The organism is Streptomyces sp. NPDC050439 (genome assembly GCF_040655335.1).
Lineage (GTDB): Bacteria > Actinomycetota > Actinomycetes > Streptomycetales > Streptomycetaceae > Streptomyces.
In genome coordinates, this window is sequence record NZ_JBFAJT010000006.1 from 680,740 (window position 1) to 707,673 (window position 26,934).

Annotated in this window: 24 protein-coding genes; 13 read left to right on the forward strand and 11 right to left on the reverse strand. The window is 71.5% G+C overall.

The window, feature by feature from the left end:
* Positions 1-35: 35 nt before the first annotated feature.
* From cseC to AB0I66_RS27705, 5 genes are all read right to left on the reverse strand, one after another.
* Positions 36-1,394 carry a two-component system sensor histidine kinase CseC gene (gene cseC / locus AB0I66_RS27685; protein WP_363210635.1) on the reverse strand — a complete coding sequence of 453 codons (1,359 nt, stop codon included), beginning with the start codon at positions 1,392-1,394 and terminating at the stop codon, positions 36-38.
* Between the two features lie 62 nt (positions 1,395-1,456).
* The gene (gene cseB / locus AB0I66_RS27690; protein ID WP_363210636.1) at positions 1,457-2,170 is read right to left on the reverse strand and encodes a two-component system response regulator CseB; all 714 of its coding nucleotides are present in this window, start codon (positions 2,168-2,170) and stop codon (positions 1,457-1,459) included.
* Positions 2,171-2,188: 18 nt separating this feature from the next.
* Positions 2,189-2,809, reverse strand: coding sequence for a hypothetical protein (locus AB0I66_RS27695; protein WP_363210637.1), 621 nt, complete (start codon positions 2,807-2,809; stop codon positions 2,189-2,191).
* 44 nt (positions 2,810-2,853) lie between these two features.
* Positions 2,854-3,402 (reverse strand): SigE family RNA polymerase sigma factor, encoded by a 549-nt coding sequence (locus AB0I66_RS27700; RefSeq protein ID WP_363210638.1) that lies wholly within the window; start codon positions 3,400-3,402, stop codon positions 2,854-2,856.
* Between the two features lie 148 nt (positions 3,403-3,550).
* Entirely contained in the window at positions 3,551-4,474 is a 924-nt protein-coding gene (locus tag AB0I66_RS27705) for an A/G-specific adenine glycosylase (protein WP_363210639.1), read from the reverse strand.
* 822 nt (positions 4,475-5,296) lie between these two features.
* Here AB0I66_RS27705 and AB0I66_RS27710 point away from each other — a divergent pair.
* Together AB0I66_RS27710 and AB0I66_RS27715 are read left to right on the forward strand one after the other, a co-directional pair.
* The gene (locus tag AB0I66_RS27710; protein ID WP_363210640.1) at positions 5,297-6,922 is read left to right on the forward strand and encodes a histidine kinase; all 1,626 of its coding nucleotides are present in this window, start codon (positions 5,297-5,299) and stop codon (positions 6,920-6,922) included.
* Positions 6,919-7,572, forward strand: coding sequence for a response regulator transcription factor (locus AB0I66_RS27715; protein WP_363210641.1), 654 nt, complete (start codon positions 6,919-6,921; stop codon positions 7,570-7,572). Before AB0I66_RS27710 ends, AB0I66_RS27715 begins: the two co-directional genes overlap by 4 nt.
* Before the next feature lie 16 nt (positions 7,573-7,588).
* Here AB0I66_RS27715 and AB0I66_RS27720 read toward each other — a convergent pair whose 3' ends face one another.
* Positions 7,589-8,260: a phosphatase PAP2 family protein gene (locus AB0I66_RS27720; RefSeq protein ID WP_363210642.1), complete on the reverse strand. Its 672-nt coding sequence runs from the start codon at positions 8,258-8,260 to the stop codon at positions 7,589-7,591.
* A 195-nt stretch (positions 8,261-8,455) separates the two neighbouring features.
* On the opposite strand from AB0I66_RS27720, the gene AB0I66_RS27725 reads away from it, so the two are divergent.
* Positions 8,456-9,286 carry a hypothetical protein gene (locus AB0I66_RS27725; RefSeq protein WP_363210643.1) on the forward strand — a complete coding sequence of 277 codons (831 nt, stop codon included), beginning with the start codon at positions 8,456-8,458 and terminating at the stop codon, positions 9,284-9,286.
* Positions 9,287-9,348: 62 nt separating this feature from the next.
* On the opposite strand, the gene disA is transcribed toward AB0I66_RS27725, so the two are convergent.
* Both disA and radA read right to left on the reverse strand, forming a co-directional pair.
* Positions 9,349-10,473 carry a DNA integrity scanning diadenylate cyclase DisA gene (disA, locus tag AB0I66_RS27730; RefSeq protein ID WP_363210644.1) on the reverse strand — a complete coding sequence of 375 codons (1,125 nt, stop codon included), beginning with the start codon at positions 10,471-10,473 and terminating at the stop codon, positions 9,349-9,351.
* A 79-nt stretch (positions 10,474-10,552) separates the two neighbouring features.
* On the reverse strand, positions 10,553-11,962 hold the full coding sequence (gene radA / locus AB0I66_RS27735; RefSeq protein WP_363210645.1) for a DNA repair protein RadA: 1,410 nt from the start codon (positions 11,960-11,962) through the stop codon (positions 10,553-10,555).
* A 195-nt stretch (positions 11,963-12,157) separates the two neighbouring features.
* Between radA and AB0I66_RS27740 the strand changes: the two genes are divergently transcribed.
* A complete protein-coding gene (locus AB0I66_RS27740; protein WP_363210646.1) occupies positions 12,158-13,867 on the forward strand; it encodes a hypothetical protein in 1,710 nt (569 codons plus the stop codon).
* Positions 13,868-13,872: 5 nt separating this feature from the next.
* Here the strand turns inward: AB0I66_RS27740 and AB0I66_RS27745 are convergent, their stop codons facing one another.
* On the reverse strand, positions 13,873-14,697 hold the full coding sequence (locus tag AB0I66_RS27745; protein ID WP_363210647.1) for a hypothetical protein: 825 nt from the start codon (positions 14,695-14,697) through the stop codon (positions 13,873-13,875).
* 71 nt (positions 14,698-14,768) lie between these two features.
* Here AB0I66_RS27745 and AB0I66_RS27750 point away from each other — a divergent pair, with 71 nt between their 5' ends.
* The 5 genes from AB0I66_RS27750 (at position 14,769) to AB0I66_RS27770 (ending at position 19,742) form a co-directional block, all read left to right on the forward strand.
* Complete coding sequence (locus AB0I66_RS27750; protein ID WP_363210648.1) at positions 14,769-15,728, forward strand: Ppx/GppA phosphatase family protein; 960 nt, start codon at positions 14,769-14,771, stop codon at positions 15,726-15,728.
* A gap of 98 nt (positions 15,729-15,826) precedes the next feature.
* Positions 15,827-16,651: a sugar phosphate isomerase/epimerase gene (locus AB0I66_RS27755; protein ID WP_363210649.1), complete on the forward strand. Its 825-nt coding sequence runs from the start codon at positions 15,827-15,829 to the stop codon at positions 16,649-16,651.
* Positions 16,648-17,277: a TetR family transcriptional regulator gene (locus AB0I66_RS27760; protein ID WP_363210650.1), complete on the forward strand. Its 630-nt coding sequence runs from the start codon at positions 16,648-16,650 to the stop codon at positions 17,275-17,277. The genes AB0I66_RS27755 and AB0I66_RS27760 overlap by 4 nt, the downstream gene beginning before the upstream one ends.
* Before the next feature lie 135 nt (positions 17,278-17,412).
* Complete coding sequence (ilvD, locus tag AB0I66_RS27765; RefSeq protein WP_363210651.1) at positions 17,413-19,266, forward strand: dihydroxy-acid dehydratase; 1,854 nt, start codon at positions 17,413-17,415, stop codon at positions 19,264-19,266.
* 182 nt (positions 19,267-19,448) lie between these two features.
* The gene (locus tag AB0I66_RS27770) at positions 19,449-19,742 is read left to right on the forward strand and encodes an SH3 domain-containing protein (protein ID WP_363210652.1); all 294 of its coding nucleotides are present in this window, start codon (positions 19,449-19,451) and stop codon (positions 19,740-19,742) included.
* Between the two features lie 37 nt (positions 19,743-19,779).
* Here the strand turns inward: AB0I66_RS27770 and AB0I66_RS27775 are convergent, their stop codons facing one another.
* Entirely contained in the window at positions 19,780-21,987 is a 2,208-nt protein-coding gene (locus tag AB0I66_RS27775; protein ID WP_363210653.1) for a PQQ-binding-like beta-propeller repeat protein, read from the reverse strand.
* A 176-nt stretch (positions 21,988-22,163) separates the two neighbouring features.
* On the opposite strand from AB0I66_RS27775, the gene AB0I66_RS27780 reads away from it, so the two are divergent.
* The 4 genes from AB0I66_RS27780 to proC all read left to right on the forward strand — a co-directional run bounded on the left by AB0I66_RS27780 (position 22,164) and on the right by proC (position 25,280).
* Positions 22,164-22,706, forward strand: a complete 543-nt coding sequence (locus AB0I66_RS27780) for an EamA/RhaT family transporter (protein WP_363210654.1) — start codon at positions 22,164-22,166, stop codon at positions 22,704-22,706.
* Positions 22,707-22,839: 133 nt separating this feature from the next.
* Entirely contained in the window at positions 22,840-23,646 is an 807-nt protein-coding gene (locus AB0I66_RS27785) for an ABC transporter ATP-binding protein (protein WP_363210655.1), read from the forward strand.
* A complete protein-coding gene (locus AB0I66_RS27790) occupies positions 23,643-24,380 on the forward strand; it encodes an ABC transporter permease (protein WP_363210656.1) in 738 nt (245 codons plus the stop codon). Before AB0I66_RS27785 ends, AB0I66_RS27790 begins: the two co-directional genes overlap by 4 nt.
* A gap of 87 nt (positions 24,381-24,467) precedes the next feature.
* A complete protein-coding gene (gene proC, locus AB0I66_RS27795; RefSeq protein WP_363210657.1) occupies positions 24,468-25,280 on the forward strand; it encodes a pyrroline-5-carboxylate reductase in 813 nt (270 codons plus the stop codon).
* Between the two features lie 86 nt (positions 25,281-25,366).
* Here proC and trpS read toward each other — a convergent pair whose 3' ends face one another.
* Positions 25,367-26,377, reverse strand: a complete 1,011-nt coding sequence (gene trpS, locus AB0I66_RS27800; protein WP_363210658.1) for a tryptophan--tRNA ligase — start codon at positions 26,375-26,377, stop codon at positions 25,367-25,369.
* Positions 26,378-26,934 lie beyond the last annotated feature (557 nt).

The window sequence follows — 26,934 nt, forward strand, 5'->3', positions numbered from 1 at the left end:
TTCGTGCTGCGGAACGCCTGCCCACAGCAGACCGGCTACCTGTACCTGTCCGGCAGTTGCAGGATCGGGAAGCTGCCCGTGTTGGTCGGGGCGTGTTCCGGGAGCCAGAGGACTGCCACCGCGCCCTCCGCCGGGTCCTCGGGGCCCGCGCCCGCGGGGGTCACGTTGCGGAAGGTGAGCCTCGCGCCCAGGACCCGCGCCTGGCCCGCCGCGATCGTCAGGCCCAGGCCGTGGCCGACGCCCGCGCGGTCCGTGCTGCCGGTGCGGAAGCGGCTCGGCCCCTCCTCCAGGAGACCTGCGGGGAACCCGGGGCCGTGGTCGCGCACCCGCACCACGCGGCCCTCGACGCTGACCTCGACCGGCGGCTTGCCGTGCTTGGCCGCGTTGGCGAGGAGGTTGCCGAGGATGCGCTCCAGGCGGCGCGGGTCGGTGGTGACCTCCGACTCGTGCACCACCGTCACGCTCACGTCCGAGTTCAGCACCGCGATCCGCCGCGTCACGAACTCACCGAGCATCAGGTCCTGCAGCTCGGCCCGCTCGGCCGCGCTGTCCAGACGCGCCACTTCCAGCACGTCCTCGACGAGCGTGCGCATCGCCTGCGCGCGGTCCCTGACCAGCTCGGTCGGGCGTCCCGGCGGCAGCAGTTCGGCCGCCGTGAGCAGACCGGTCACCGGCGTACGCAGCTCGTGCGCGATGTCCGCCGTCACCCGCCGCTCCGCTTCGAGGCGCTGCTTGAGCGCGTCCGCCATCGCGTCCACCGACCGCGCGAGGTCATCGGTCTCATCGCGTACGACGCCGCCGATGGCCTCCCGTACGCTCACGTCCGTCTGCCCCTGGGCGACCTCCTGCGCCGCCGTCGCCGCCTTGCGCAGACGCCGCGAGAGCTGGCCGCCGATGAGCACCCCGAGCGCGCAGCCGCCGAAGACGACCGAGATGGAGCCGATGACCAGGGCCTGGTCGAGGTCCTTCATCACGGTGGCGCTGCGGTCGGTGAAGCGGGTGTGCAGCGACAGGATGTGGCCGTCGCTCAGCGGCACCGCCGCCCAGATGTCCGGCACACCGCCCTCGTGGTCCTCCACATACGTCGCGCGACGCCCCGTGAGCACCTTCGCCAGCAGGTCTCTGGGCATCTCCGGGTCGTCGATCTTCATGCCGAACTGGCCCGTGCGCCCGGACGTCTCGTAGATCCGCTGGGCGTACAGAATGCGCTCGTCCTGGACGTCGCGCGCGTTGTCCAGCATCGATACGCGCGCCGCGTTGTGCACGACGAGGCTCAGCGCCACCGCGACGAGCGCGCCGACCAGCGCGATCGCCGCGCTGATCTTCCAGCGCACGCCGGTGCGCAGGCCGGAGCCAAGGCGCGTGCGCAGCGCCGCCACCGTCCCCCTGCTCATATATGTCCCCCGAGACGCACCGGACCGTCAGACCCGTTTGGTACTTCAGCCATGCGGTCGGCTCACGCCTTGAGCTTGTAGCCGAAGCCGCGGACCGTCTCGATGCGGTCCTGGCCGACCTTCGTACGGAGGCGCTGCACGTGGACGTCGACGACGCGGGTGTCGCCGCCCCAGCCGTAGTCCCACACGCGCTCCAGGAGCTTGTCGCGGGAGAGGACCGTGCCGGGCGCGGACGAGAATTCGAGCAGCAGGCGCATCTCGGTCGGCGTCAGGGCCACCGGGGCGCCGTCCTTGCGGACCTCCATGCCCTCCGTGTCGATCTCCAGATCGCCGAAGTGCAGCACGCCGCCGTCGGGCGAGCCGCCCTCACCGCCGACGGGCGCCCCCGCGTCGGGACCGCTCGCGTGCCCGAAGCGGCGAAGGACGGCGCGAATCCTGGCGACCAGGACGGCGCCGTCGAAGGGCTTGGTCACGTAGTCGTCGGCGCCCGCCTCCAGGCCGAGCACGACGTCGATGGAGTCGGCACGCGCCGAGAGCATGATCACCGGAACCGTCGACTCGTCACGGATGCGGCGGCACAGCGAGACGCCGTCGAGGCCCGGCACCATCACGTCGAGCAGCGCGATGTCGGGGCGGTCGGCGCGGAAGGCCTCAAGGCCCTTCAGGCCGTCGGGCATCGCGGTGACGACGAAGCCGTCCCGTTCGAGCGCGAGCTGCGTCGCCTCGCGGATGACGTCGTCGTCCTCGACGAACAGGACATGGGTGTGCTCTGCCATCGGGGGCTCTCAGTTCTCTCAGTTCTCCGACGGAGCGGGTGCGTCGCCGCCCGCCGCGCTGCTGTAGTGACTGCGGGTGCGGTCCGTCTCGGTGAAGTGGTTCGAGGACCAGCGGTACGTGATGACTTCCTCGCCGGACGGATACGACACCGGGTCACCCTTCTCGTACACCTGCTTGGTCACCACCAGGTCGCCCCGGTCGATCTCCGCGTAGACGGGCGGCTCCTCGTCCTGGAAGACATTCTCGTACTTCTTGCCTTCGGCGCGATACACGTAACTGCTCGTGCCGACCGCATCGCCGCAGGTCATGATGTTCACGACGACATCGGAGGCAGATCCTCCGGTCAGGCTGCCGTACGAGACGTCGACCGGATACTCGTCGGCGACACAGGGCTTCAGGTCACGCTTGACCGTCCGGCTCACCTTCGGGTCGTCCTTGACGAGCTCGACCGCCTCCAGGCTGGAGGGCGGCGAAGGCGCGGACGTCGTCGACGGTGTCGGGGACGGCGAGGGGGTCATCACCGTCTCGCCGCGGTTGCCGGGGCCCTCGTCGCGGGCGCCGGCGCCGCCGGTCGAGCAGGAGGTGAGGAAAAGGCCGATGGCGGCGAGTGCGACCGCCGCCGCGCTCCCCGCCCTCATCTTTCTGCCGGTCTGCCTGCCGGTCTTCCTGCCAGCCCGGGTGCTTAGGCCGCGCAACGCTCCCGCTCCTCACGTTCGAGCGCGCCGGTGGCGGGCTCCTCGCGGTCCCGGCTCTCCAGCTCCTGGCGGAGCCGGGCGAGCGCCCGGTGCAGGGTGCTCTTGACCGTTCCCGCGGACATGCCGAGTGCCGCGGCCGTCTCCTCTGTGGACATCTGCTCCCAGTGTCGCAGCACGACGACGCTGCGCTGCTTGGGTGCGAGGACCTTCATGATGTCCATCAGGAGGGCACGGTCCGCGTGCTGTTCGGTGGAGTCTTCCACGCGGGCGTCGGGCATCTGCTCGGTGGGGACCTCTTCGAGCTTGCGGGCCCGCCACCACTCCGTACGCGTGTTGATCATGACGCGGCGCAGGTAGGCGTCCGCGAGCCGCTTGTCGGCTATGCCGTCCCAGCGGCCGTACGTCCGCACGAGCGCCGTCTGCAGCAGGTCCTGGGCGTCGACGGGGTCGGGGACCAGGCGCCGGGCACTGCGCAGCAGGGCGTCCTGCCGAGTGCGGACGTACTCTTCGAACTCGAGCACCTCGCCGTGCGCCATACCCAACCGCCTCCGTTCACCGACCACCGCTGCTTGTGCGGTACGGCTATGAAGCTACGGAGGCGTTGTCACGAGGCTGTGCGGAGCAGCCAGCGGAGGGCGCACGGCCTTCCGTCGGTTGTGTAACAGAAGTAGGCGCGGCGTAAAGCTAGGTCAGGGGGAGTCGGTAGAGCCCCTCGGGTAGCGGCTCGACGAGACCGTCGGAGACGAGTCCGTCCAGGGCGCGGGCCCGCTGCACGGGCTCGTCCCACACGCGGTCGAGGGCCGCCTGCGGCACGGGGGCGACGGCCTCGCGGAGCACGGCGAGCAGCTTGCCGCGGACCTGGCGGTCCGTGCCCGCGTACGTCTGGCCCCGCCGGGCGGGCCCCTGATGCGCCGGCTTCCCGGCCGCCTGCCACGCGCACTGCGCGGCGATGGGACAACGTCCGCAACTCTCGTTCTTGGCGGTACAGACGAGGGCGCCGAGCTCCATGGAGGCGGCGGCCCAGCGGGATGCCGTGCGCTCTTCCTCGGGGAGGAGGGCGCGGGCCAGCTTGCGCTCGGCGGCGGTGGTGGCGTTCGGCGGGTACTGGACGCCGGTCACGGCCCGCGCGAAGACCCTTCGCACATTCGTGTCAAGGACGGCATGCCGCTGCCCGTACGCGAACGACGCCACGGCCGCGGCGGTGTACTCGCCGATGCCGGGCAGCGCGAGGAGCTGCGCGTGCTTGGCCGGTACGTCGCCGCCGTGCCGTTCCGTTATGGCGACGGCGGCGCCGTGCAGGCGGAGCGCCCGGCGGGGGTAGCCGAGGCGTCCCCAGGCACGGACGGCCTCACCCGGGGCTTCCTTGGCGAGGTCGGCGGGGCGGGGCCAGCGGGCGATCCACTGCTCGTACACGGGCAGGACGCGGCTTACGGGCGTCTGCTGCAGCATGAACTCACTGACCATCACACCCCAGGGCCCGGCGTCGGCCCGACGCCACGGCAGATCACGGGCGTTGGCGTCGAACCAGGCGATGACGGGACCGTGCAGGGCCTCGCCGGCGGGCTCGGGGCTCTCGGACATTGGCATGGGCTTCGTAGGCGCAGTCATGGCACCCCGATCCTGCCACGGGGCCCCCGGGGGGCGAGCCAGGCGGGGCCGCTTTCCTCTCTTTACCGGGAGCGGGGCCGCCCGAACGCGGGGCGAGGCTGCCCGCTTGGGCGGGGCCCCCGGCCTGGGTGGAGCCCCCCCCGCTTGGGCGGAGGCCCCCGGCCTGGGCGGAGGCCCCCCCCGCCTGGGTGGAGCCCCCCCGCCTGGGTGGAGGCCCCCGGCCTGGGTGGAGCTCCCCCCCGCTTGGGCGGTGGCCTCCGGCCTGGGTGGAGCCCCCCCGCCTGGGTGGAGGCCCCCGGCCTGGGTGGAGCCCCCCCGCTTGGGTGGAGGCCCCGGCCTGGGTGGAGCCCCCCCCGGCCTGGGTGGAGCCCCCCCCGCCTGGGTGGAGGCCCCCCGCTTGGGTGGAGGCCCCCGGCCTGGGTGGAGGCCCCCCGCTTGGGTGGAGGCCCCCCGCCTGGGTGGAGCCCCCCCGCCTGGGCGGAGGCCCCCGGCCTAGGTGGAGCCCCCCGCTTGGGCGGAGCCCCCCCCGCCTGGGTCGAGGCCCCCCGCCCCAGGCCACGGCCCCAACCCGCCCGCGCGCCAACCCCCGCGTCTGCACGCGTTGCCGCCCACCCCGATTGCCCCCATGGCACCGCGGGGCAATCGGGTGGGTGGGTGGGAGAGGTTCGTTCGTTGGGGGTGGATGCCGGGTGATCGGGTGGGTGGGTGGGGAAGGTTCGTTCGGTCAGGGGTGCCTGCGGGCCCCGGGGGGAGTGCAGCGGGTCGGGAGGACCTGACTATCGGCAGGGGTGGGTTCCGGGGTGGGGGAAGTAGCTTCGGGGGGTGAAAAGTGATCGGGGGCGTGGTGCCCTTCTTTGGGGGGCCCTGGCGATACCCGCCGTCTGCGCGGGCCCGCTGGGGCTGAGCGAGCCCCGTCCGGCCTGGCTCCAGGCAGCCGGAACCACCGTGCTCGCACTGGCCGTGGCCACCCGGCACCACCGCCCGGCCGCAGCCTTCGCGGCAGCCGCAGCGCTGGGGCTCGCCACGGCACCCTCCCTGTTCACCATCTCGTACGGCCCCGCCCTGGCAGCCTTCGCGCTGCTGATGGGCCGCCGGTCCACCCGACTCCGCCCCGCGGCCCTCGCCTTCGGGGCCACCGCCCTCATCGGCACAGCCAAGATCGTCGTACGCGGCGTGGACCCCGTCGTGGAGTGGCTCGTCCTCATGGGGACCCTGCTCTTCGGCGCCGTCTTCCCCTGGCTCGCCGGGCGCTACCTCCGCCAGGCCCGCGAACTCTCCGCCGCGGGCTGGACCCGCGCCGCCCAACTGGAGCGCGAGCAACGCATCGTCGCCGACCGCGCCCGGCTGCGGGAACGGGCCCGCATCGCCCAGGACATGCACGACTCCCTCGGCCACGAACTGAGCCTCATCGCGGTGCGCGCAGGCGCCCTCCAGGTGGCCGCCGACCTGCCGGACCGGCACCGCACCGCCGCGGCCGACCTGCGCGCGGCCGCGTCGGACGCCACCGACCGGCTGCACGAGATCATCGGGCTGCTGAGGGAAGAGGGCGACGAGGTCGCCCCCCTCGGCCCCGCGGGCGAAAGCCTGCGGGCCCTCGTCGAACGGGCCGCCGATTCAGGGCTGCCGGTGCGGTACACGCAGGACGGCGAGGAAGAGGAGCGTACGGAGACGAGAAGGCCAAAGACCGCAGAAGCCGCGAAAGTGGCAGAAGCCGCGGAAGCCGCCGCACGCACCTTCCACCGCGTCGTCCAGGAAGCCCTCACCAACGCCGCCAGACACGCCCCCGGCGCCCCCGTCACCGTAGAAGTGCGCGAAACGGCGGTCGTCGTCACCAACGGAGCTCCCCAGCGCCCGGGTTCCGGCCCCGGCGCGGGCTCCGGCCTCGCCCATCTGCGGGCCAGGCTCGAAGACCTCGGCGGCACCCTCCACGCGGGCCCGCACGCCGACGGATTCCGCGTCGAAGCCCGCGTCGAAGCCCGCGTCGAGCCCCGTACCGAAGCACTGCGCCCCCCGCACCCCACCGGCCCAGGACGACTCGCCCACGCCCGCCACCGCACCCTCCTTGCCTTCGGCGCCGCCCTGGCCACCGGAGTCCTGCTCGTCGGCGGCGCCTTCGCCTGGTACGCGTACTCGCGCTCGCACGCCGTCCTGCAACCCGCCGACTTCGCACGCCTGTCGCTCGGCCAGGCCCAGGCCGACGCCGAACGCCAGCTCCCCGACCTGGCCGCCTCCGATCCGCCCGCGGAACGCGCCCCGACCCCGCCCCCCGAAGGAGCCGACTGCCGCTACTACCGCGCCAGCGGTGAACTCTTCGTCGCCGTCCGGCACTTCAGGGTCTGCTTCAAGGACGGGGCCCTCGTGGAGAAAAGCGTGATCCCCAAGGCGGAAGCCAGAGCAGGGTCCGAGCACGAGCACGAGCACGAGCACGAGAAGGAGTGGGTGCGGTGATCCGCGTACTGCTGGCCGACGACGAGGCGATGATCCGCGCGGGCGTCCGCGCCATCCTCGGCGCGGGCGAGGACATCGAGGTCGTCGCGGAGGCGGGCGACGGAAGAGAGGCCATCGCCCTGACCCAGGCCCACCGCCCCGACGTCGCGCTGCTCGACATCCGTATGCCGGGACTCGACGGCCTGGCCGCGGGGGAGGAGATCGTACGGACGATGCCCGGCACCGCGGTCGCGATGCTGACGACCTTCTCCGAGGAGGCCTACGTCGCACGAGCGCTCAGCGGGGGAGCCACCGGTTTCCTGCTGAAGTCCGGCGACCCGCACGAACTCATCGCGGGGGTACGCGCGGTGGCCGGCGGCGCCGCCTTCCTCTCGCCCAAGGTGGCCCGCCACGTCATCGACGGCTACGGCGCCCAGCGCATGGGCCGCGGCGCCGACGCCCGCGCGAGGACAGCGGCCCTCACCCCGCGCGAGCGTGAAGTGCTCGGGCTCGTCGGTGAGGGCCTGTCCAACCCGGAGATCGCCGCCCGGCTCCACCTGGTGGAGGGCACGGTCAAGGCGTACGTGAGCGCGGTCCTCGACCGGCTCGGGGTCAAGAACCGCGTCCAGGCGGCGATCGTGGCCTACGAGGCGGGACTTGTGCGCCTCTGACGCCCGCTCAGCAGGCTCAGCGGCGGTGCGACGTGGGCCGCCGATGCGACCCTCCCCGCGTCTCCGCCTGCCATGCCGGCACCGGGGCACCCGGCCCCGCGAACCACCGGACGACACCCGTCGACGAACCACGCATCGTCTCGACGACGCGCGCCACGGGCCGGGTCGCCAGACGTACGAGGAGGAGGGCGAGCACGGCGCCCAGAAGCAGGCCCACCGCCACGTCATGCGGATAGTGCACGCCCACGAAGACCCGCGAGAACGCCATGAGAACGGCCATCGGCAGCGTCAGCGCCGCGATCCGCGGCCACGCGAGCGCCAGGCCCACCGCGGCGGCACCGGCGATCGTCGAGTGGTTGCTGGGGAAGGACCAGTCGCCGTACGCGGGGCACTCGACGATCGAGGTGACCGCGCCGGCGACGGCCCGGCACGGACGCTCCTCGTCGACCGCGGACTTGAGGGTCTCGCTGCAGACGTAGGCCACCGCCGTGACGAGGGGTGCGAGGACAGCTATCGCGAGGGCGCGGGGGTCCGAGCGCCGCGCCCGCCACCAGGCGACGACGAAGAGCGCACCGAAAAGCAGCAGTCCGAGTTCCGTCCACACCTCGGCGAGATGCTGGAACCAGGTAGGGGTGTCGTTGGCGAAGTCGGTGACATCGCGATAGAGATCGTCGGTCATGGTGTCCATGATTACGGACGGTACGTAGTGGGTCCGAATCGTCACACCCGGCGATCGACCCGTCACACCCCCTGACGAAAGACAGGGGTAGGAAAGCGGAGTCAGCCGTTCCGGAGTCCTTCCGAGATGATGATCCGGAAACTTTGTGACTCTGGGCGGCGGGTGGGGCAGGACAAGTCCCGGATCTCTCGTAAGGTTTGGGCCGTGGGATCTCTGCGCAATCCGGTCGGGCCGCTTCCCTCCACCATCTACTGGCGTCGGAGGGCCGTTCTGCTGTCCTTGATCGGACTGCTGGCGCTTCTGGCCGTGTGGGTGATCACCATGGGCGGTGGGGGCAAGAAGGACGGCGCCGACGGCCCGTCGGGCTCCGGGCCCGCCACGTCCATCACGCCAGGACCTTCCGGCTCCGGGCCCGCCATCAGTCAAAACCCGGGCGGGCGCGAGGAGTCGGGCGACGAGGGCGACTCCGGCTCGGGCGGCTCCGGTGGCTCCGGCGGCGGCTCGGGTGACTCCGAGGGGTCCGGCGGCTCGGGCGGTTCGGGAGACTCCGGCGGTGGCGACGGCAGCGGCTCGGACGACGGCGCCAAGGGCGGCGGCGGTGCGGGCGGACAACTGCCCGCCGGGTCGAGCCTGCCCAACTGCGTGAGCGGCGAAGTGAAGTTGAAGCTGAAGAGCGTCCACAACCGGTACGAGGTCGGCGAGAAGCCCAAGTTCGAACTCGTCGCCTCCAACAGCGCGGGCAAGGCCTGCAAGGTGGACCTCGGCGGCAAGAAGACGGTGCTGACGATCACTCAGGCGGACGGCGACAAGGAGATCTGGTCCTCGGCGGACTGCCCCGCGGGCGGCGGGAGCCTCCTGCTGCGGGTGCCGGGCGACGGTCGCGTCACGCACACCGTGGAGTGGGACCGCCACAAGAGCGAGCCGAACTGCGCGACGCCGTCGGCCGGCAGCGCGTCCCCCGGCACGTATCTGGTGGAGGCCAAGTCCCCGGGCCTCGGTTCGGTGAAGACGTCGTTCGTGCTTGAGGACAGCTGACCGCTGAGTAGCGGGTGGGTGGGCGGGCAAGAATCCCACCCACTCAGCAGCACCCTCCAGCTTTAGACGTACCGCTCCAGGATCGACGACTCGGCAAGCCGCGAGAGCCCCTCGCGCACACTCCGGGCCCGCGCCTCACCCACGCCGTCCACGGTCTGCAGGTCATCGACGCTCGCAGCGAGCAGCTTCTGCAGGCCCCCGAAGTGCTCGACCAGGCGGTCGATGATCGCGCCGGGAAGGCGCGGCACCTTGGCGAGCAGGCGGAAGCCCCGCGGGGAGACCGCGGAGTCCAGCGCCTCGGGGGAGCCGGTGTAACCCAAAGCCCGCGCCACGGTGGGCAGTTCGAGCAGCTCCGCATGCGAAAGGGCGTCCAGTTCGAAGAGCGCCTCCTCGACCGTGCGGGAGCGCTTGGCGGTGGGCTCGGGCACGTAGTCCCGGACGACCAGCTCGCGCTCGGGCTCGACGCCCGCGATCAACTCGTCCAGCTGGAGGGCGAGAAGGCGGCCGTCGGTGCCCAGCTCCACCACGTACTCGGCGATCTCCGTGGCGATGCGGCGCACCATCTCCAGGCGCTGCGCGACGGCGGTGACATCCCGCACCGTCACCAAGTCCTCGATCTCCAGGGCGGACAGGGTGCCCGCCACCTCGTCGAGGCGCAGCTTGTACCGCTCAAGGGTCGCGAGGGCCTGGTTCGCGCGGGACAGGATCGCCGCCGAGTCCTCCAGGACCTTGCGCTGTCCGTCCACGTAGAGCGCGATGAGGCGCATCGACTGGGAGACGGAGACGATGGGGAAGCCCACCTGCTTGGACACGCGGTCCGCGGTGCGGTGCCGGGTGCCCGTCTCCTCGGTGGGGATCGTCGGGTCGGGGACGAGCTGCACGCCCGCCCGCAGGATCTTGGTGATGTCCTTGTCGACGACGATGCCGCCGTCGAGCTTGCACAGCTCGCGCAGCCGCGTCGCCGTGAACTCGACGTCCAGGATGAATCCGCCCGTACACATCGATTCGACTGTCTTGTCCCAGCCGAGGACGATGAGCCCTCCGGTGTTGCCGCGGAGGATGCGCTCCAGTCCGTCGCGCAGGCCCGTGCCGGGCGCGACCGCGCTCAGGGAGGCGCGCATCAGCCCGTCGGCGCCGGAACTCCCACCGGGCTTGCCGGGAGCTGACGCCCGGTCGTTGGCTGCCACTGCACTCCTCGGGTCGCGGGTTGTCCAAGCCCCGGTCCGTACGACCGCTTCGTACGGATGGGCGAGACCAGGGCAAAGTCTACCGGCGCTCTTCGGCCTCCCGTGGGGCCTCTCTGCGACGCGACCTCGGAAGGACCCGCAGCGCGTCCCCCATGTCGGCGACTTCGGTGACCTTCATACCGGCCGGGATCTTGCCCGGATCGGCCGGGACAAGGGCGTGCGTGAAGCCCAGACGGTGCGCTTCGGCGAGCCTGCGCTGGACTCCCGTGACCCGTCTGACCTCGCCCGCCAGGCCCACTTCGCCGATCGCGACGAGATTTTTCGGCAGCGGGGTGTCGCTCGCCGCGCTGGCCAGGGCGAGGGCCACCGCGAGGTCCGCGGCGGGCTCGGAGAGCTTCACGCCGCCGACCGTCGCGCTGTAGATGTCGCGCTTGCCGAGTGCGGTGATGCGGCCCCGCTGTTCGAGGACGGCCAGCATCATCGAGACGCGGGAGGTCTCCAGGCCGGACGTCGTGCGCCGGGGCGAGGGGATCTGGGATTCGACGGTGAGGGCCTGGACCTCGGCCACCAGGGGGCGGCGGCCTTCGAGCGTGACCGTCAGACAGGTGCCAGGGACGGGTTCCGTGCGGCGGGTGAGGAAGAGACCGCTGGGGTCGGCGAGGCCGGTGATGCCCTCGTCGTGCAGTTCGAAGCAGCCGACCTCGTCCGTCGTCCCGTACCGGTTCTTGACGCCTCGGACCAGGCGCAGGCGCGCGTGGCGGTCGCCCTCGAAGGACAGGACGACGTCCACGAGGTGTTCGAGGAGGCGGGGCCCCGCGATGGCGCCGTCCTTGGTGACGTGGCCGACCAGGAGCGTGGACATGCCGCGCTCCTTGGAGGCGCGGATCAGCGCGCCCGCCACCTCGCGGACCTGGGCCATGCCGCCCGGCGCCCCGTCGATCTCCGGGGACGCGATCGTCTGGACCGAGTCGAGGATGAGGAGCGAGGGCTTCACCGCGTCCAAGTGGCCGAGGACGGCGGCAAGATCGGTCTCGGCCGCCAGGTAGAGGTGGTCGTCGATCGCCTTGATGCGGTCGGCGCGCAGCCGGACCTGGCTCGCGGACTCTTCGCCCGTCACATACAACGTGCGGTGCTCGTCGCTCGCCGACTTCGCAGCGACGTCCAGGAGCAGCGTCGACTTGCCGACGCCGGGCTCGCCCGCGAGCAGGACCACGGCGCCGGGCACCAGGCCGCCGCCCAGGACGCGGTCGAACTCGGGGACGCCGGTGGAGCGTGCGGTGGCCCGGCGGCCGTCGACCTCGCCGATGGGCAGGGCGGTGGAGGTGACGCGGCCGGGGGCGGTGGTGCGGACAGCGGGCGCGCCGTACTCCTCGACCGTGCCCCAGGCCTGGCACTCGGGGCAGCGGCCGAGCCACTTGGCCGTCTGCCAGCCGCACTCGGTGCAGCGATAGGACGGCCGGTCTTTGCCGGACTTCGTACGGGCAGCCATGAACCGAACCGTAGCGGGCGCCACTGACATTCACCGACTGCGGCCGGGCGTGCGAGAGGCGAACCGTTTCGGGCGCGTGCGCGGGTCACGGAATCATGGGTTCCTGTCCCCTTTTGAGGGATCTGTTCACCCGTAAGGATTAAATGTGCTCAAGTGGGAGGAGGGGCCCGGCATCATCCGCCTAACTTCGCACGGGTGATGAGCAGCAGGCCGGAAACCCCCACCCAAGCAACCGGCGCACACCGGGCGCATCGTGACGCGCGCCAGCGCGTTGTGCCCCGCTCGGTGCCGCAGGCGCCGCCCGCACGCTATGAGCCCTGTCTGGACGGCCTGTTCACGTACTGCCTGTCCGTGCTCTGCGATCACGACACCGCGACCGCCGCCCTGGGCGACGTGCTCGCCATCGCCGAGCGACGCGGCTCACGCGGCCCCGCCACCGAGGCCGAACTGAAGTCCTGGCTGTACGCACTCGCCCGCTGGGTCTGCCTGCGCGCCCTCGCCGAGGCCAAGCGCAAGCGGCAGGGCGGCGGCGCCCACGCCTCCGGAGCGGCCCCCCGCATCACGAGGCCGGACGGCCCCGACACGCCCCCGGACGAGACGGAGCGGCGGCGCCGCCGCGAACTCGCCCAACTGGCCTGGCCCGAGGCCGCGGGGACGACGCCCGAACAGCGCGAGGCCCTGGAACTCGCCGTACGCCACCAGCTCAGCGCCAAGGAAGTCGCCGCGGTCATCGGCATGGACCTCGTGAAGACCCGCGACCTCCTCGCGTCCGCCGCCTGCGAGGTGGAGCGCACCCGGGCCGCGCTCGCCGTCGTGGAGACCGGCACCTGCCCGATCGTCGCCCGCCTCACCGGCGACAACCAACTCCTCCTCGGCACGGCCCTGCGCCGCGAACTCGTCCGGCATGTCGACGACTGCCCGCGCTGCCGCCGCACCGCCGAGCGCGCCGGATCGTCGGCCTGGCCCGGCACCGCGGCGTCCCCCGCCGCCCTGCCCGTCATCGAGGCCCCCCGGGCCGCCGTGCACGTGGCGATGGCACACGTCCCGCGCGCGCGGGGCGGCGGTCCGCGCTTCGACCGGCACGGATTCCCGATGGACCCCAAGGACCACGCGGCCCGCCGCGACCGGATGCGCGCGCGTGCCGTGACGACGACGGTCGTCGCCACCGTGGTGGCCGCCCCGGTGCTCGCGCTCTGGGCGGCCTACCGGGGAGCGCCGCTGACCGGCGAGGGCCAGGACGGCCGCTCCGTCAGCGCGAGCGAGGCCGGGGCCGACGGGATGAACGGCGACGAACGGCGCGAGGACTATGAGAACGCGGGCAACGCCCACACCCCGCCCGACCCTCGCTTCACCGCGGGCAGCCGCTCACCGGACGTCTCCGTAGAGGTCATCAGCGCCGGCTCGCCCCCCTCCCGTTCCGGGACCGGGGCAGGCCGCCTCACCGTGCAGGCGCAGCCGAGCGGCGGCACGACCTTGATCACGCTCTCCGCGTCCGGGGGCGAGGCGGTCCACTGGTCGGCGAGCACGGGGGCTTCCTGGCTTTACCTGAGCCAGTCGTCCGGGACGCTCGCGCCGGGGGAGACGTTCACGATCCGGGTGTACGTCGACCATGCGCGCGAGCCCGCCGGCCACTGGAGCGCCCGCGTCTCCATCGCACCCTCGGGCGCGATCATCTCGATCGACGGCTACGGCAGCGGCTCGGGCCGCCCGACACATCCCGGCCCCCGGCCGACCCCGAAGCCGACCCCACCGAAGCCGACGCCTCCGACCCCCGACCCGACCCCTACGCCCTCGGACCCGGACCCGACGCCGAGCACTCCGGACCCCACGCCCACCCCGTCCGACCCGGGCAACTCGACGCCCCCGCCGAGCGACAGCGACGGCCCGAGTCCGAGCGAGGGCTGACCCCGCTACTTCGAAGGATCCGCCGGATGCGGTGCAAGCAGAGGCAGCTGCGACGCCAGTCGCTCCTCGCACAGCTCCGCGAGCCGGTCGTAGCCCTCCTTGCCCATGAGCTCCGTCAGCTCGGGACGGTAGGACACGTACACCGGGTCGCCCGCGCCGTGCGCCGACGTCGCCGACGTGCACCACCAGTGCAGGTCGTGGCCACCGGGGCCCCAGCCGCGCCGGTCGTACTCCCCGATGGACACCTGCAGGATGCGCGTGTCGTCGGGCCTGTCGATCCACTCGTACGTCCGGCGCACCGGCAGCTGCCAGCACACGTCCGGCTTCGTCTCCAGCGGCTCGCGCCCCTCCTTCAGCGCCAGGATGTGCAGCGAGCACCCCGCGCCCCCGACGAAACCGGGACGGTTCTGGAAGATGCAGGAGCCGTTGTACGGACGGGTCTGGCGCTCGCCGTCGTCGTCCGTCGACACCCAGCCGCTCACCGTGCCGATGTCGTGGTGCTGCCAGATGTCCGGCGTGAGCCGCGCCACGGACTCGGCGACCCGCTTCTCGTCGTCCTCGTCCGAGAAGTGCGCGCCCAGCGTGCAGCAGCCGTCGTCCGCCCGGCCCGCCTGGATGCCCTGGCAGCCACTGCCGAAGATGCAGGTCCACCGAGAGGTCAGCCATGTCAGATCGCAGCGGAAGACCTGCTCGTCGTCCGCGGGATCCGGGAACTCCACCCAGGCGCGGGCGAAGTCGAGGCCCTTCTCGTCCGGCTGCACCTTCCCCGGCTTCCCCGACATCTTTTTCGTCTTCGTTTTGTCGGTCTTCGCCTTTTTCGTCTTTGGCACGTCTCCAGGGTATGCGCGCGGTACCCGGTCCGGGGACCAGCGACCGCCGTACGCGCAGTAGCGTTCCGTATATGAGACTCGGTGTCCTCGACGTAGGTTCGAACACGGTGCATCTGTTGGTGGTGGACGCCCACCCCGGCGCGCGCCCCCTGCCCGCGTACTCGCACAAGGCGGACCTGCGCCTCGCCCAACTCCTCGACGAGGCCGGGGCGATCGGCCCCGAAGGCGTCGATCTGCTCGTCGGCACCGTGCGTGACGCGATGGAGGCCGCGGAGGACAAGGGCGTGGAGGATCTGCTGCCGTTCGCCACCTCCGCCGTACGCGAGGCCAGCAACGCCGATCAGGTCCTCGCCCGCGTCAAGGAGGAGACCCGCGTCGATCTGCAGGTCCTCACCGGCGCCGAGGAAGCCCGCCTCACCTTCCTCGCGGCCCGCCGCTGGTTCGGCTGGTCGGCGGGAAAGCTCCTGGTCATCGACATCGGCGGCGGCTCCCTGGAGATCGCGTACGGGATAGACGAGGAACCCGACGCGGCGGTCAGCCTGCCGCTCGGCGCCGGCCGTCTGACGTCCGCCTGGTTCAGGCACGACCCGCCGGACCCGGCCGACGCGAAGGCCCTGCGGCGCCACGCGCGCGCCCAGATCGCGCGCACGGTGGGCGAGTTCAGCCGCTTCGGCGCCCCGGACCACGTCGTGGCGACGTCGAAGACGTTCAAGCAGCTGGCCAGGCTCGCGGGCGCCGCACGTTCCGCCGACGGCCTCTACGTCCAGCGCGAGCTGAAGCGGAAGTCCCTGGAGGACTGGGTCCCGCAGCTTGCGGCGATGACGACCGCCGAGCGCTCCGAGCTGCCCGGAGTCTCTGAGGGACGGGCCGGGCAACTGCTCGCGGGGGCCCTTGTCGCCGAGGGAGCCATGGACCTCTTCGGGGTCGAGACGCTGGAGATCTGCCCTTGGGCGCTGCGCGAGGGCGTGATCCTGCGCCGCCTCGACCACCTCCCGGCGACTCAGGTGACCACGGCCGACGACGAGGCGTAGACGTACGCCTCGACGGCTGAGGACATACGTCACATACGACCCGGGTGTGGGGGAGACCACCTCCCCCGCGCCCAGGCGTGGCCCGTACGCTGTCCCTCGTGGCAGAACCAGTGGTGCGCATCCCGGATGCGAAGGTCGCCCTGTCGACGGCCTCGGTCTATCCGGAGTCGACGGCGACGGCCTTCGAGATCGCCGCGCGCCTCGGCTACGACGGCGTCGAGGTCATGGTCTGGACGGATCCCGTCAGCCAGGACATCGAAGCCCTGCGCAGACTCAGCGACTACCACCAGATCCCGATCCTCGCCGTTCACGCGCCATGTCTCCTGATCACACAGCGCGTGTGGTCCACGGATCCCTGGATCAAGCTCCAGCGCGCGCAGGCCGCCGCCGAGAAGCTGGGCGCGTCGACCGTCGTCGTCCATCCGCCCTTCCGCTGGCAGCGCGGGTACGCGAACGCCTTCGTCGACGGCATCTGGCGGATGGCCGACGAGACGGACGTGCGATTCGCCGTCGAAAACATGTACCCGTGGCGTTACCGCGACCGCGAGATGCTCGCCTACGCCCCCGACTGGGACGTCACCAAGGACGACTACCGCCACTTCACGGTCGACCTCAGCCACACCGCGACCGCCCGCACGGACGCGATGCAGATGATCGACCGCATGGGCGACCGCCTCGGGCACGTCCACCTCGCCGACGGCAAGGGCTCCGCCAAGGACGAGCACCTGGTGCCGGGCCGCGGCACCCAGCCGTGCGCCGAACTCCTGGAGCGCCTCGCGACGAGCGGCTTCGACGGCCACGTCGTCATCGAGGTCAACACGCGCCGCGCGATGTCCAGCGCCGAACGGGAGGCGGACCTCGCCGAAGCCCTCGCCTACACGCGGCTGCATCTGGCGTCCGCGGTGCAGGTGCCCCGCTCGTGACGGCGGCGGCACAGGGCGGTGCGGCTCCGCGCCGCAGGGGACGCCCCTCCCGTACGCAGTCGGCCGAGGGCCCCGCGATGCGGGACCGCATCCTGGAGGCGGCCCGCACCGAGTTCTCCGCACGGGGGTACGAGAAGACGTCCGTGCGCGGGATCGCCAAGGCGGCCGGGGTGGACTCGGCTCTCGTGCACCACTACTTCGGCACGAAGGACCAGGTCTTCGCCTCGGCGATCGAGGTGGCCCTCGCGCCCGCGCTCGACGCGCCGTCGGCGATCGAGGACGGCCCGCTCGACAGCGTCGGCGAGCGCCTGACCCGCTTCATCTTCGGCGTCTGGGAGAACCCCGCCACCCGCGTCCCGCTCCTCGCGATCGTGCGCTCGGCGGTGAACAACGACACGGCGGCGGCCGTCTTCCGCCGCCTCGTCGCGACGCAGCTGCTCGGCAGGGTGGCGAGCCGCATCGACCAGCCGGACGCCGAGCTGCGGGCGGAACTGGCGGCCGCACAGCTGGTGGGCACGGCGATGCTGCGCTACGTCATCCAGGTGGAGCCGCTCGCGTCGGCGGACCCGGAGGCGATCATCGCGCGGCTCGCGCCGGTGGTGCAGGGGCATCTGACCGGGCCCTGAGCGCTTCCCGGCAGGCCCGCTCACCGAGACGGCCGTCCCGCCATCCGGACAGGCTGTCCAGATCGTGGAGCGTCGGCGTACGCTCGAGAACAGTCGATCCTTATGTCTCTCCCGATCCTGAAGGAGCGAGCGACGATGCCCGAGCTCAGGTCCCGCACAGTCACCCACGGCCGCAACATGGCGGGCGCACGCGCCCTTATGCGTGCCTCCGGTGTACCCGGCGCGGACATCGGGCGTAAGCCGATCATCGCCGTCGCCAACTCGTTCACCGAGTTCGTCCCGGGCCACACCCACCTGCAGCCGGTCGGCCGCATCGTCTCCGAGGCGATCACGGCGGCGGGCGCCATCCCCCGCGAGTTCAACACGATCGCCGTGGACGACGGCATCGCGATGGGCCACGGCGGCATGCTCTACTCCCTGCCCTCGCGCGACCTGATCGCGGACTCGGTGGAGTACATGGTGGAGGCGCACTGCGCGGACGCGCTGATCTGCATCTCCAACTGCGACAAGATCACCCCCGGCATGCTGAACGCGGCCCTGCGCCTCAACATCCCGACGGTCTTCGTCTCCGGCGGCCCGATGGAGGCCGGCAAGGCCACGCTGGTCGACGGCACGGTCCGCAAACTCGACCTGGTCAACGCGATCAGCGACGCGGTGGACGAGAGCGTCTCGGACGAGGACATCCTCCGCATCGAGGAGAACGCCTGCCCGACGTGCGGCAGCTGTTCCGGCATGTTCACCGCCAACTCCATGAACTGCCTGACCGAGGCCATCGGCCTCTCCCTGCCGGGCAACGGCTCGATGCTCGCCACGCACACCGGCCGCAAGGCGCTGTACGAGAAGGCCGGCCAGACGGTCGTCGAGATCGCCAAGCGGTACTACGACGGGGACGACGACTCGGTCCTGCCGCGCAACATCGCCACCCGCGCAGCCTTCGACAACGCCATGGCGCTCGACATCTCCATGGGCGGCTCCACGAACACGATCCTGCACCTGCTCGCCGCCGCCCAGGAGGCCGAGCTGGACTACACCCTGGCCGACATGGACGAGGTCTCGCGCCGCGTCCCCTGCCTGGCCAAGGTCGCCCCGAACGTCGCGCCCGGCGGCACGTACTACATGGAGGACGTGCACCGCGCCGGCGGCATCCCCGCGATCCTCGGCGAGCTGTACCGCGCGGGCCTCCTGAACGAGGACGTGCACACCGTCCACTCCGCGTCCATCAAGGACTGGCTGGACACGTGGGACGTGCGCGGCGGTTCCCCGTCGGACGAGGCGGTCGAGCTCTGGTACGCGGCCCCGGGCTGCGAGCGCTCGGCGACGGCCTTCTCCCAGTCGAAGCGCTGGGACTCCCTGGACACGGACGCCGCGGGCGGCTGCATCAGGGACGCGGCCCACGCGTACTCCAAGGACGGCGGCCTCGCGGTCCTCAAGGGCAACCTCGCCGTGGACGGCTGCGTCGTGAAGACGGCGGGCGTCGACGAGTCGATCTGGACCTTCGAGGGCCCGGCGGTGGTCTGCGAGTCGCAGGAAGAGGCCGTCGACAAGATCCTCAAGAAGCAGATCAAGGAAGGCGACGTGGTCGTCATCCGCTACGAGGGCCCCAAGGGCGGCCCCGGCATGCAGGAAATGCTCTACCCCACGTCCTTCCTCAAGGGCCGCGGCCTCGGCAAGGCCTGCGCCCTCGTCACGGACGGCCGCTTCTCCGGCGGCACGTCGGGCCTGTCGATCGGCCACGCGTCGCCCGAGGCGGCGTCCGGCGGCACGATCGCCCTGGTCGAGGACGGCGACCGCATCCGCATCGACATCCCGAACCGCGGCATCGAACTCCTGGTCCCGGAGGCCGAGCTGACGCGCCGCCGAGAGGCCCTCGACGGCATCTACGCCCCCAAGTCCCGCGAACGCAAGGTCTCGGCGGCACTGCGGGCCTACGCAGCAATGGCCACAAGCGCGGACCGCGGCGCGGTGCGAGACGTGTCGAAGCTGGGCTGATCGGCGGGTTTCAGCCCGTCCGGCGTTTGAGGACGAACTCGGCGGAGCCGGTGATGACGGCACGGAGCGGGGTCGGGGAAAGGAACCCCCGGCTCCGCAACCACCCCACCCCACCCATGCGTCCCCCCGTTTACGAACATGCCACGGCGGCCCGGAGCCGCCGCTTCACGGGGGAGAGAAGCATGAGCGAGAACGTCATCGCACCGGAATCCGCAGAGGAAATCGAAGCCGCGGCGGCAAGAACGTACCCGATCGTCGCGGACGTCAACGTCCGCTCCGGCCCGGGCACGTCGTACGGCAAGGTGGGCCGCCTCTCGGCAGGTTCCCGAGTGACGATCCACTGCCAGAAGCCGGGCGAGAAGGTAACGGGCCCAACCGGCACATCAAAGCTCTGGGACCGCATCGGCAGCGGCCGCTACATCTCCGACACCTACGTCCGCACAGGCAGCGACGGCTACGTGGCGCCCCGCTGCTGATCCACCGCACGCGAGAAGCAGCGGAAGCCGCCGAAGTTCACCCGGACTTCGGCGGCTTCGTCGCGTCGAACGAGAACACGGTGTTCTTGGCCGCCGCCACAAAGATCACCCGCCCCGAGACCGCCACCCGCGGACTCGCGTTCACCTCACCGCCAAGACCCTCGGCCCGCGGATCGGTGCTCCACAGAGTCCTGCCCCGCGGCGAAAGGGCGACCACCCGCCCACTGGGCGAACTGAAGTACAGCGCACCGCCGCTCGCCGTCGGCCCGGAGGCCCCTTCCACACCCGTCTGCCGGGACCACTTCTGGCGCCCGGTCGCGGGATCCACCGCGCTGATCCGCCCGGTCGGCTCCGCGAAGTAGACCGTGCCGTCGGCGACACCCGGCGTGGCGTTGTACGTCGTCTTCAGCGGCCGGGCCGAGACGCGACCGCTGCCCGGCTCGACCCGCAGAACCTTGTCGTACCCGAGGAACTCGGGCCCCTTCAACCGCTGATGCAGGAGCACGAGCCGGCCCTCGTCGCCACCCACCGGATGCACGGGCCCCTCGACCGGGATGCCCTTGCCGAACGCCCCCGACCCGAGGTCGAGGGTGTGGAGAACGGGGTTGCGCACCTCGACGTTCGCGACCTGGGCGGACGGCGCGCACATCGCGTACATTCGCTGCCCCGCCGGGACCGGCGTGCACTCCGAGCCCGCGGGGAACGGCGTCGACCAGAGCATGCGCCCGCTGTGCGCGTCCCTCGCCTCGACGCGCGCACGGCCCGGCTCGACCGACAGGACAGTGGAGCCGGAGAGAACCGCGTCCTGCGACCGGCCGGTGTAGATCTGGGACTGTCCGCTGATCGGGCGTGACCACAGCTCCTTGCTGGTCCTGGCGTCCAACGCCACCAGCTGGACGGGCTTTCCGGACGAGGCGACCTCCGGCGGGATGCGGTACCCGAGGACGGTGTCGTTCGTGGCGCCCACGATGTGCATGCCCTGCATGGGCACGCCGGGGCTCTTCACCTTCCAGATCTCCTTGCCGTCGGAGATCCGCAGCCGGGTCGCGATGACTCCGCCGCCCCCGCAGAACAAGGCATCCCCGCGGGGCACGCAGCGCACCTCGTCCGGGATGCCCTTGTCGTTGGGCACGCTCGTGCGCCACGGCCGGTAGCCGTCGGGCAGAGGCGCCTCGGCGGCCGCGACGGTGCGGTCCTTGCCGTCGCCACCACCGTCACCGCCGGCGCCGGTGGACTCGTCGGACGAGCCGAGCTGGAGCGCCGCGATCCCGCCCCCGAGGGCGGCCACGGCGACGGCGGCGGCGAGCACGGCGCGCCAACGGCGGCGCGGCCGAGGGCTGCCCGGGTCGCTCTTGCTTCCCTCGCCATAGGAGGACTGATGATGCTGTGTGTCGACGTCCCGCGTACGACTGGCCCGCACCCTCGCCGCGTCCCCCATCTCGACCGGCAGGTCCCGCAACCGCACAAGAAGCTGGTCCGCCGAGGGGCGGGCGTCGGGGTCCTTGTCGAGGCACGGCTCCACCACCGCGCGCAGGGCGGCCGGGACGGCGTCCAACGCCGGGGCCTCGTGCACCACTTGATATGCCGTCATGTACGGGCTGTCCGCGTCGAACGGCCCTTGCCCCGTCGCCGCGTACACCAGCAACGTGCCCAGCGAGAAGACATCGGAGCGCGGCCCGACCCCACGCGGGGCCTGCAACTGCTCCGGCGACATGAACGGCGGCGTACCGATGACCCGCCCCGTCATCGTCAGCGTCTGCTGGTCCGCGGCGCGCGAGATGCCGAAGTCGATGACGCGCGGGCCCTCGGGCGAGAGCACGACGTTCGAGGGCTTCAGGTCGCGGTGCACGACACCCACGCGGTGGATGTCACGCAGCGCCTCCGTCAGACCGATGGCGAGCGTGCGCAGCTCCGCGCCGGTCAGCGGGCCCTTCTTGGCGATCTCCTGGGCAAGCGTGTGCCCCTCTATATAGGCCGTCGCCATCCACGGATACTCGGCCTCCGGGTCGGCGTCGACCACGGCGGCGGTGAACGCGCCGCTCACCCGCCGCGCCGCCGCCACCTCCTGCCGGAAGCGGATGCGGAACTCCTCGTCCCCCGCGAACTGCTGGTGGATCAGCTTGATCGCCACGGGTCGCCCCGAAGCCGTACGCGCCAGATAAACCGTGCCCATGCCGCCCGAGCCGAGGCGCGCCTCAAGCGGGTAGCCGCCGATCTCGGCCGGGTCACCTCCGCGGAGCGACACTCTTTCGACCTCCTCGTCCCGCGTGCACCAGTTTTCGCAGTTCTCGCATGAGCCCGTTCAGCTGTCCCGCCCCACAAACTAGCCGCCGAGTGGTACGGCAGGGCAAGGCGGGGGACGAATAGGGCGCGCCTGCCCGGCACCGCGGCCCCGCGACCGCCCCGGGCGATACTCGAGGGGTGAGCGCAGATTCCAGCACCCCCGACCGCACGGCCGCGAAAGCCGGGCCGTCCCCGTCGGCCCCGTCGTCCGCGACGGCCCCCGGCCCGCAGCCCGAGCCCCTCCGCTTCTTCGGCACGACCTGGGTCGGCCACGACAACGGCTACGGGGCGCGCCGCGCGGGAGTCGCGGTGGGCTCGCTGCTCGCGGCGGCGGCCGGCTGCTTCGTGCTGCGGTTCGCGTACGAGGGCATGGCCATCGCGGACGTGGGGACGTTCGTGAACTTCCTCGTCCTCATCATGTTCTCGATCTGCAGCGCGATCGCCTTCCGCCGCACCTGGGAGGGCTTCACCCGCCGCCACGACCCGGCGTCCCAGTCATCGATGCGCGGCCTGCTGACGATCGGCTTCGTCGGCGTACTCCTCGCCTACTTCGTCCGCTCCCTCACCGAGGCCCCCGGCGAAGAACTCCACCGCGAGGAGTACGAGGAGGCCCGCCAGCAGTACGCGAAGCGCACGTCCCGCCGCACGGGCAACCCCTCCCGCAAGAAGAAGAGGACCTGAGAGGACCTGACCCGAGCACCCCGAGAAGAGGGCCCCGAGAAGAGGGCCCGCCCCCCAGAGCCACGCACGCACAGTGCGTGGCTCTTTCCTTGTCCCTTGACGCCCCCGGCCTTCGAGGCGCCATAATCATCACATGATGAATATAAAGGAACCCCCTGCCATCGAGGCGCGGGACCTGACCGTCGTCCGAGGCCCCCGCACCGTCCTCCGCGGCCTGAACTTCACCGTCCCGAAAGGCCAGATCACCGGCCTCCTCGGCCCCTCGGGCTGCGGCAAATCCACCCTCATGCGCGCCACGGTCGGCACCCAGGCCAAGGTCACCGGCACCCTGAAGGTCCTCGACCAGCCGGCCGGCGCCCCCTCCCTCCGCTCGCGCATCGGCTACGTCACCCAGAGCCCCTCCGTCTACGACGACCTCACCGTCCGCCAGAACCTGGACTACTTCGCCGCCGTCCTCGACCCCGGCCGAGGCCCCGCCGCCCACCGCCGCCACGAACACGTCACCCGCGCCATCGCCGACGTCGACCTGACGACCCACGCCGACGCCCTCGCCGGCAACCTCTCCGGCGGCCAGCGCAGCCGTGTCTCCCTGGCCGTCGCCCTCCTCGGCGCCCCGGAACTCCTCGTGCTCGACGAACCCACCGTCGGCCTCGACCCCGTACTCCGCCGCGACCTGTGGAGCCTCTTCCACTCCATCGCCGCCGACCGAGGCACCACGATCCTCGTCTCCTCCCACGTCATGGACGAGGCCGAACGCTGCCACCGCCTCCTCCTCATGCGCGAAGGCGAACTCCTCGGCGACGACACCCCCGAAGCCCTCCGCACCCGCACCGCCACCCCGACCGTCGAAGCGGCCTTCCTCCACCTGGTCGACGAGGCCGCCGCCGCGCAGGGCGACACCCCCACCGGCAGCACCACCCCCACCGGGAGCCCCCGATGAACACCTACCGCACCCTCGCCACCGCGGCCCGTGTCCTGCGCCAGCTCCGCCACGACCCCCGCTCCATCGCCCTGATGCTGCTCGTCCCCTGCGTGATGCTGCTGCTCCTGCGCTACGTCTTCGACGGCAGCCCGGAGACCTTCGACTCCATCGGCGCCTCGCTCCTCGGCATCTTCCCCCTCATCACGATGTTCCTGGTGACGTCCATCGCCACCCTCCGCGAGCGCACCTCCGGCACCCTCGAACGCCTCCTCGCGATGCCCCTGGCCAAGGGCGACCTCATCGCCGGCTACGCCCTCGCCTTCGGCTTCCTCGCCGTCATCCAGTCCGTCCTCGCCACCGGCCTTGCCCTCTGGGCCCTCGGCCTGGACGTCACCGGCTCCGCCTGGCTGCTGCTCCTGGTCGCACTCCTCGACGCCCTGCTCGGCACGGCACTCGGCCTCTTCGTCTCCGCCTTCGCGGCATCCGAGTTCCAGGCCGTCCAGTTCATGCCGGCCGTGATCTTCCCCCAGCTCCTCCTCTGCGGCCTGTTCACCCCGCGCGACAACATGGCCCCCGCCCTCGAAGCGATCTCCAACGTCCTCCCCATGTCATATGCCGTGGACGGCATGAACGAAGTCCTGCACCACCCCGACATCACCGGCGACTTCGTACGCGACGCGGTCATCGTCGCGGGCTGCGCCGTACTCGTCCTCGCCCTGGGCGCCGCAACCCTCCGCCGCCGCACGGCCTGACCCACCAATGCGAGGATGACCCCACCTGGCCGAGGCACCGCCCCGCCCCGGCCGAAGCGCCGACCCGCACCCGGAGGGTGACCACACATGCCCCAGCCCGTCGCAGTCCTCGGCACCGGCAAGATCGGCGAAGCCCTCCTCAGCGGCATGATCCGGGCCGGCTGGGCCCCAGCCGACCTCCTGGTCACCACCCGCCGCTCCGAACGCGCCACGGAACTGCGCACCCGCTACGGCGTCGACCCCGTCAGCAACGCCGAGGCCGCCAAGCAGGCCGACACCCTCATCCTCGCCGTCAAGCCGCAGGACATGGGCCGCCTCCTCGAAGAGCTCGCCCCGCACATCACCCCCGATCGCCTGGTCATCAGCGCCGCCGCCGGCATCACCACCTCCTTCATCGAAGAGCACCTCGCAGACGGCACCCCTGTCGTCCGCGTCATGCCCAACACCCCGGTCCTCGTGGACGAGGGCATGTCCGTCATCTCCGCGGGCAGCCAGGCCACAGCCGCCCACCTCGCCCACGCCGAGGAGATCTTCGGCGCCGTCGGCAAGACCCTCCGCGTCCCCGAGACCCAGCAGGACGCTTGCACCGCCCTCTCCGGTTCAGGTCCGGCGTACTTCTTCTACTTGGTCGAGGCCATGACCGACGCGGGCATCCTCCTCGGCCTGCCCCGAGACAAGGCCCACGACCTCATCGTCCAGGCCGCGATCGGCGCCGCCGTGATGCTCCGCGACAGCGGCGAACACCCGGTCAAGCTCCGCGAGAACGTCACCTCCCCTGCCGGCACCACCATCAACGCCATCCGCGAACTCGAGAACCACGGCGTACGAGCAGCCCTCATCGCCGCCCTCGAAGCCGCCCGCGACCGCAGCCGCGAACTGGCCTCCGGCAACAACAGCTGACCCCCCGGTGCCGGGGCGCGCACCGGCCGCACCCACCCCGGCCGCGCCCCGACACCGGCCCCGCCACTTCGCCTGCCGCGCCTCGCCTACCGTGCCTCGTCCACCGGAGGCAGCAGGCCGATGGCGCGATAGGCGGTGTCCACCGTCGGCCTGGACATCTCCCTGGCCCGCTCAGCTCCCCGCCGCAACACCCCCTCCACATACGCGGGATCAGCAACCAGCTCTTTGTGCTTCGCCTGCAGGGGCCTCAAGATCTCCACCACGGCGTCGGCGGTGTCCTTCTTCAAAGCCCCGTACGACTCATATACACCGCTCAAGCCCTCGGGGTTCCCACCCTCACAGGCCGCCAGGATCTCCAGCAGATTCGAGATCCCCGGCTTGGCCTCACGGTCGTACTCGACCTCGGTCCCGCTGTCGGTCACGGCCCGCAGGATCTTCTTCCGCACGACGTCCGGCTCGTCCAGCAGATAGACGATCCCGGCGCCGGCATCGCCGGACTTCCCCATCTTCGACAGCGGGTCCTGCAGATCCATGACCCTGGCCGCCACCTTGGGATACGTGGCCCGCGGCACCACGAACGTGTGTCCGTACCGTTGGTTGAACCGCACCGCCAGATCCCGGGTGAGCTCCACGTGCTGCACCTGGTCGTCTCCGACCGGCACCTCATCCGCCCCGTACGCCAGGATGTCCGCCGCCATCAGCACGGGATAGGTGAGCAGCGAGAGCCGCACACTCCCGCCGCGAGCCCGCTCCAGCGCCGACTTCTCCTTGTACTGGATCATCCGCCGCATCTCGCCGTCCGTCGCGACGCACTCCAGCAGATACGAGAGCCTGGCGTGCTCGTCCACATGACTCTGTACGAACACGGTGGCCCGCTCGGGATCGATGCCCGACGCGAGCAACAGCGTTGCCGCCTGCCGACTGAGCCGTCGCACCCGGCCGGGATCGTGATCGACGGTCAGGGCGTGCAGGTCGACGACGCTGAACAGCGAGTCGGCCCGGTGCTGATCGCCTTCTGCCCACTGGCGCACGGCGCCCAGGTAGTTCCCCAGGGTCAGGTGCCCGGTCGGCTTGATCCCGCTGAAGATCCTCGTCATCTCTCCACCTCTTGGTCAGAACCGCCGGCCCGACGACCGGGCTCCAGGTCCTCCAGGGGAGAAACAAGAAACGGCCGCCGAGTCGGCAGCCGTTGAGTACATGCGTGTGTACGGCCGCCGTCAGGCGGCCCACCACTGTTGGGTGTGCGCATGTGTGGTCACGTCTCCTACGGTAGCCCCAGGGGGTCACCGTGGACCAGGGTTGACACGCCCAGACCGCGTACGTAGTGTTCTCCGAGTTGTCCGGCGTGAGCGCCGACTCCTGGTCGGTCCCCGGGCAACCATTCCGCACAACCATTCAAACGATCGATGCCGTGTAATCTTCGATGCCCCGTCGTCTGCTCGTTTTCATGCGCTTTTGCGAAATGAGGAATCCGCGTTCGAAAGGACGCCCCCGATTAGGTCGGGGAGCAGGATTCCGCTAATGTCTCACTCGTCGGAACGGCCCAACAGCCGGGACGGCAAAGCCCGCTGACTGGGAATCAGGCCCGAAAGGATCTGGTAGAGTCGGACTCGCCGGAAAGGGAAACGCGAAAGCCGAAAGGCCGGAGCGGGAA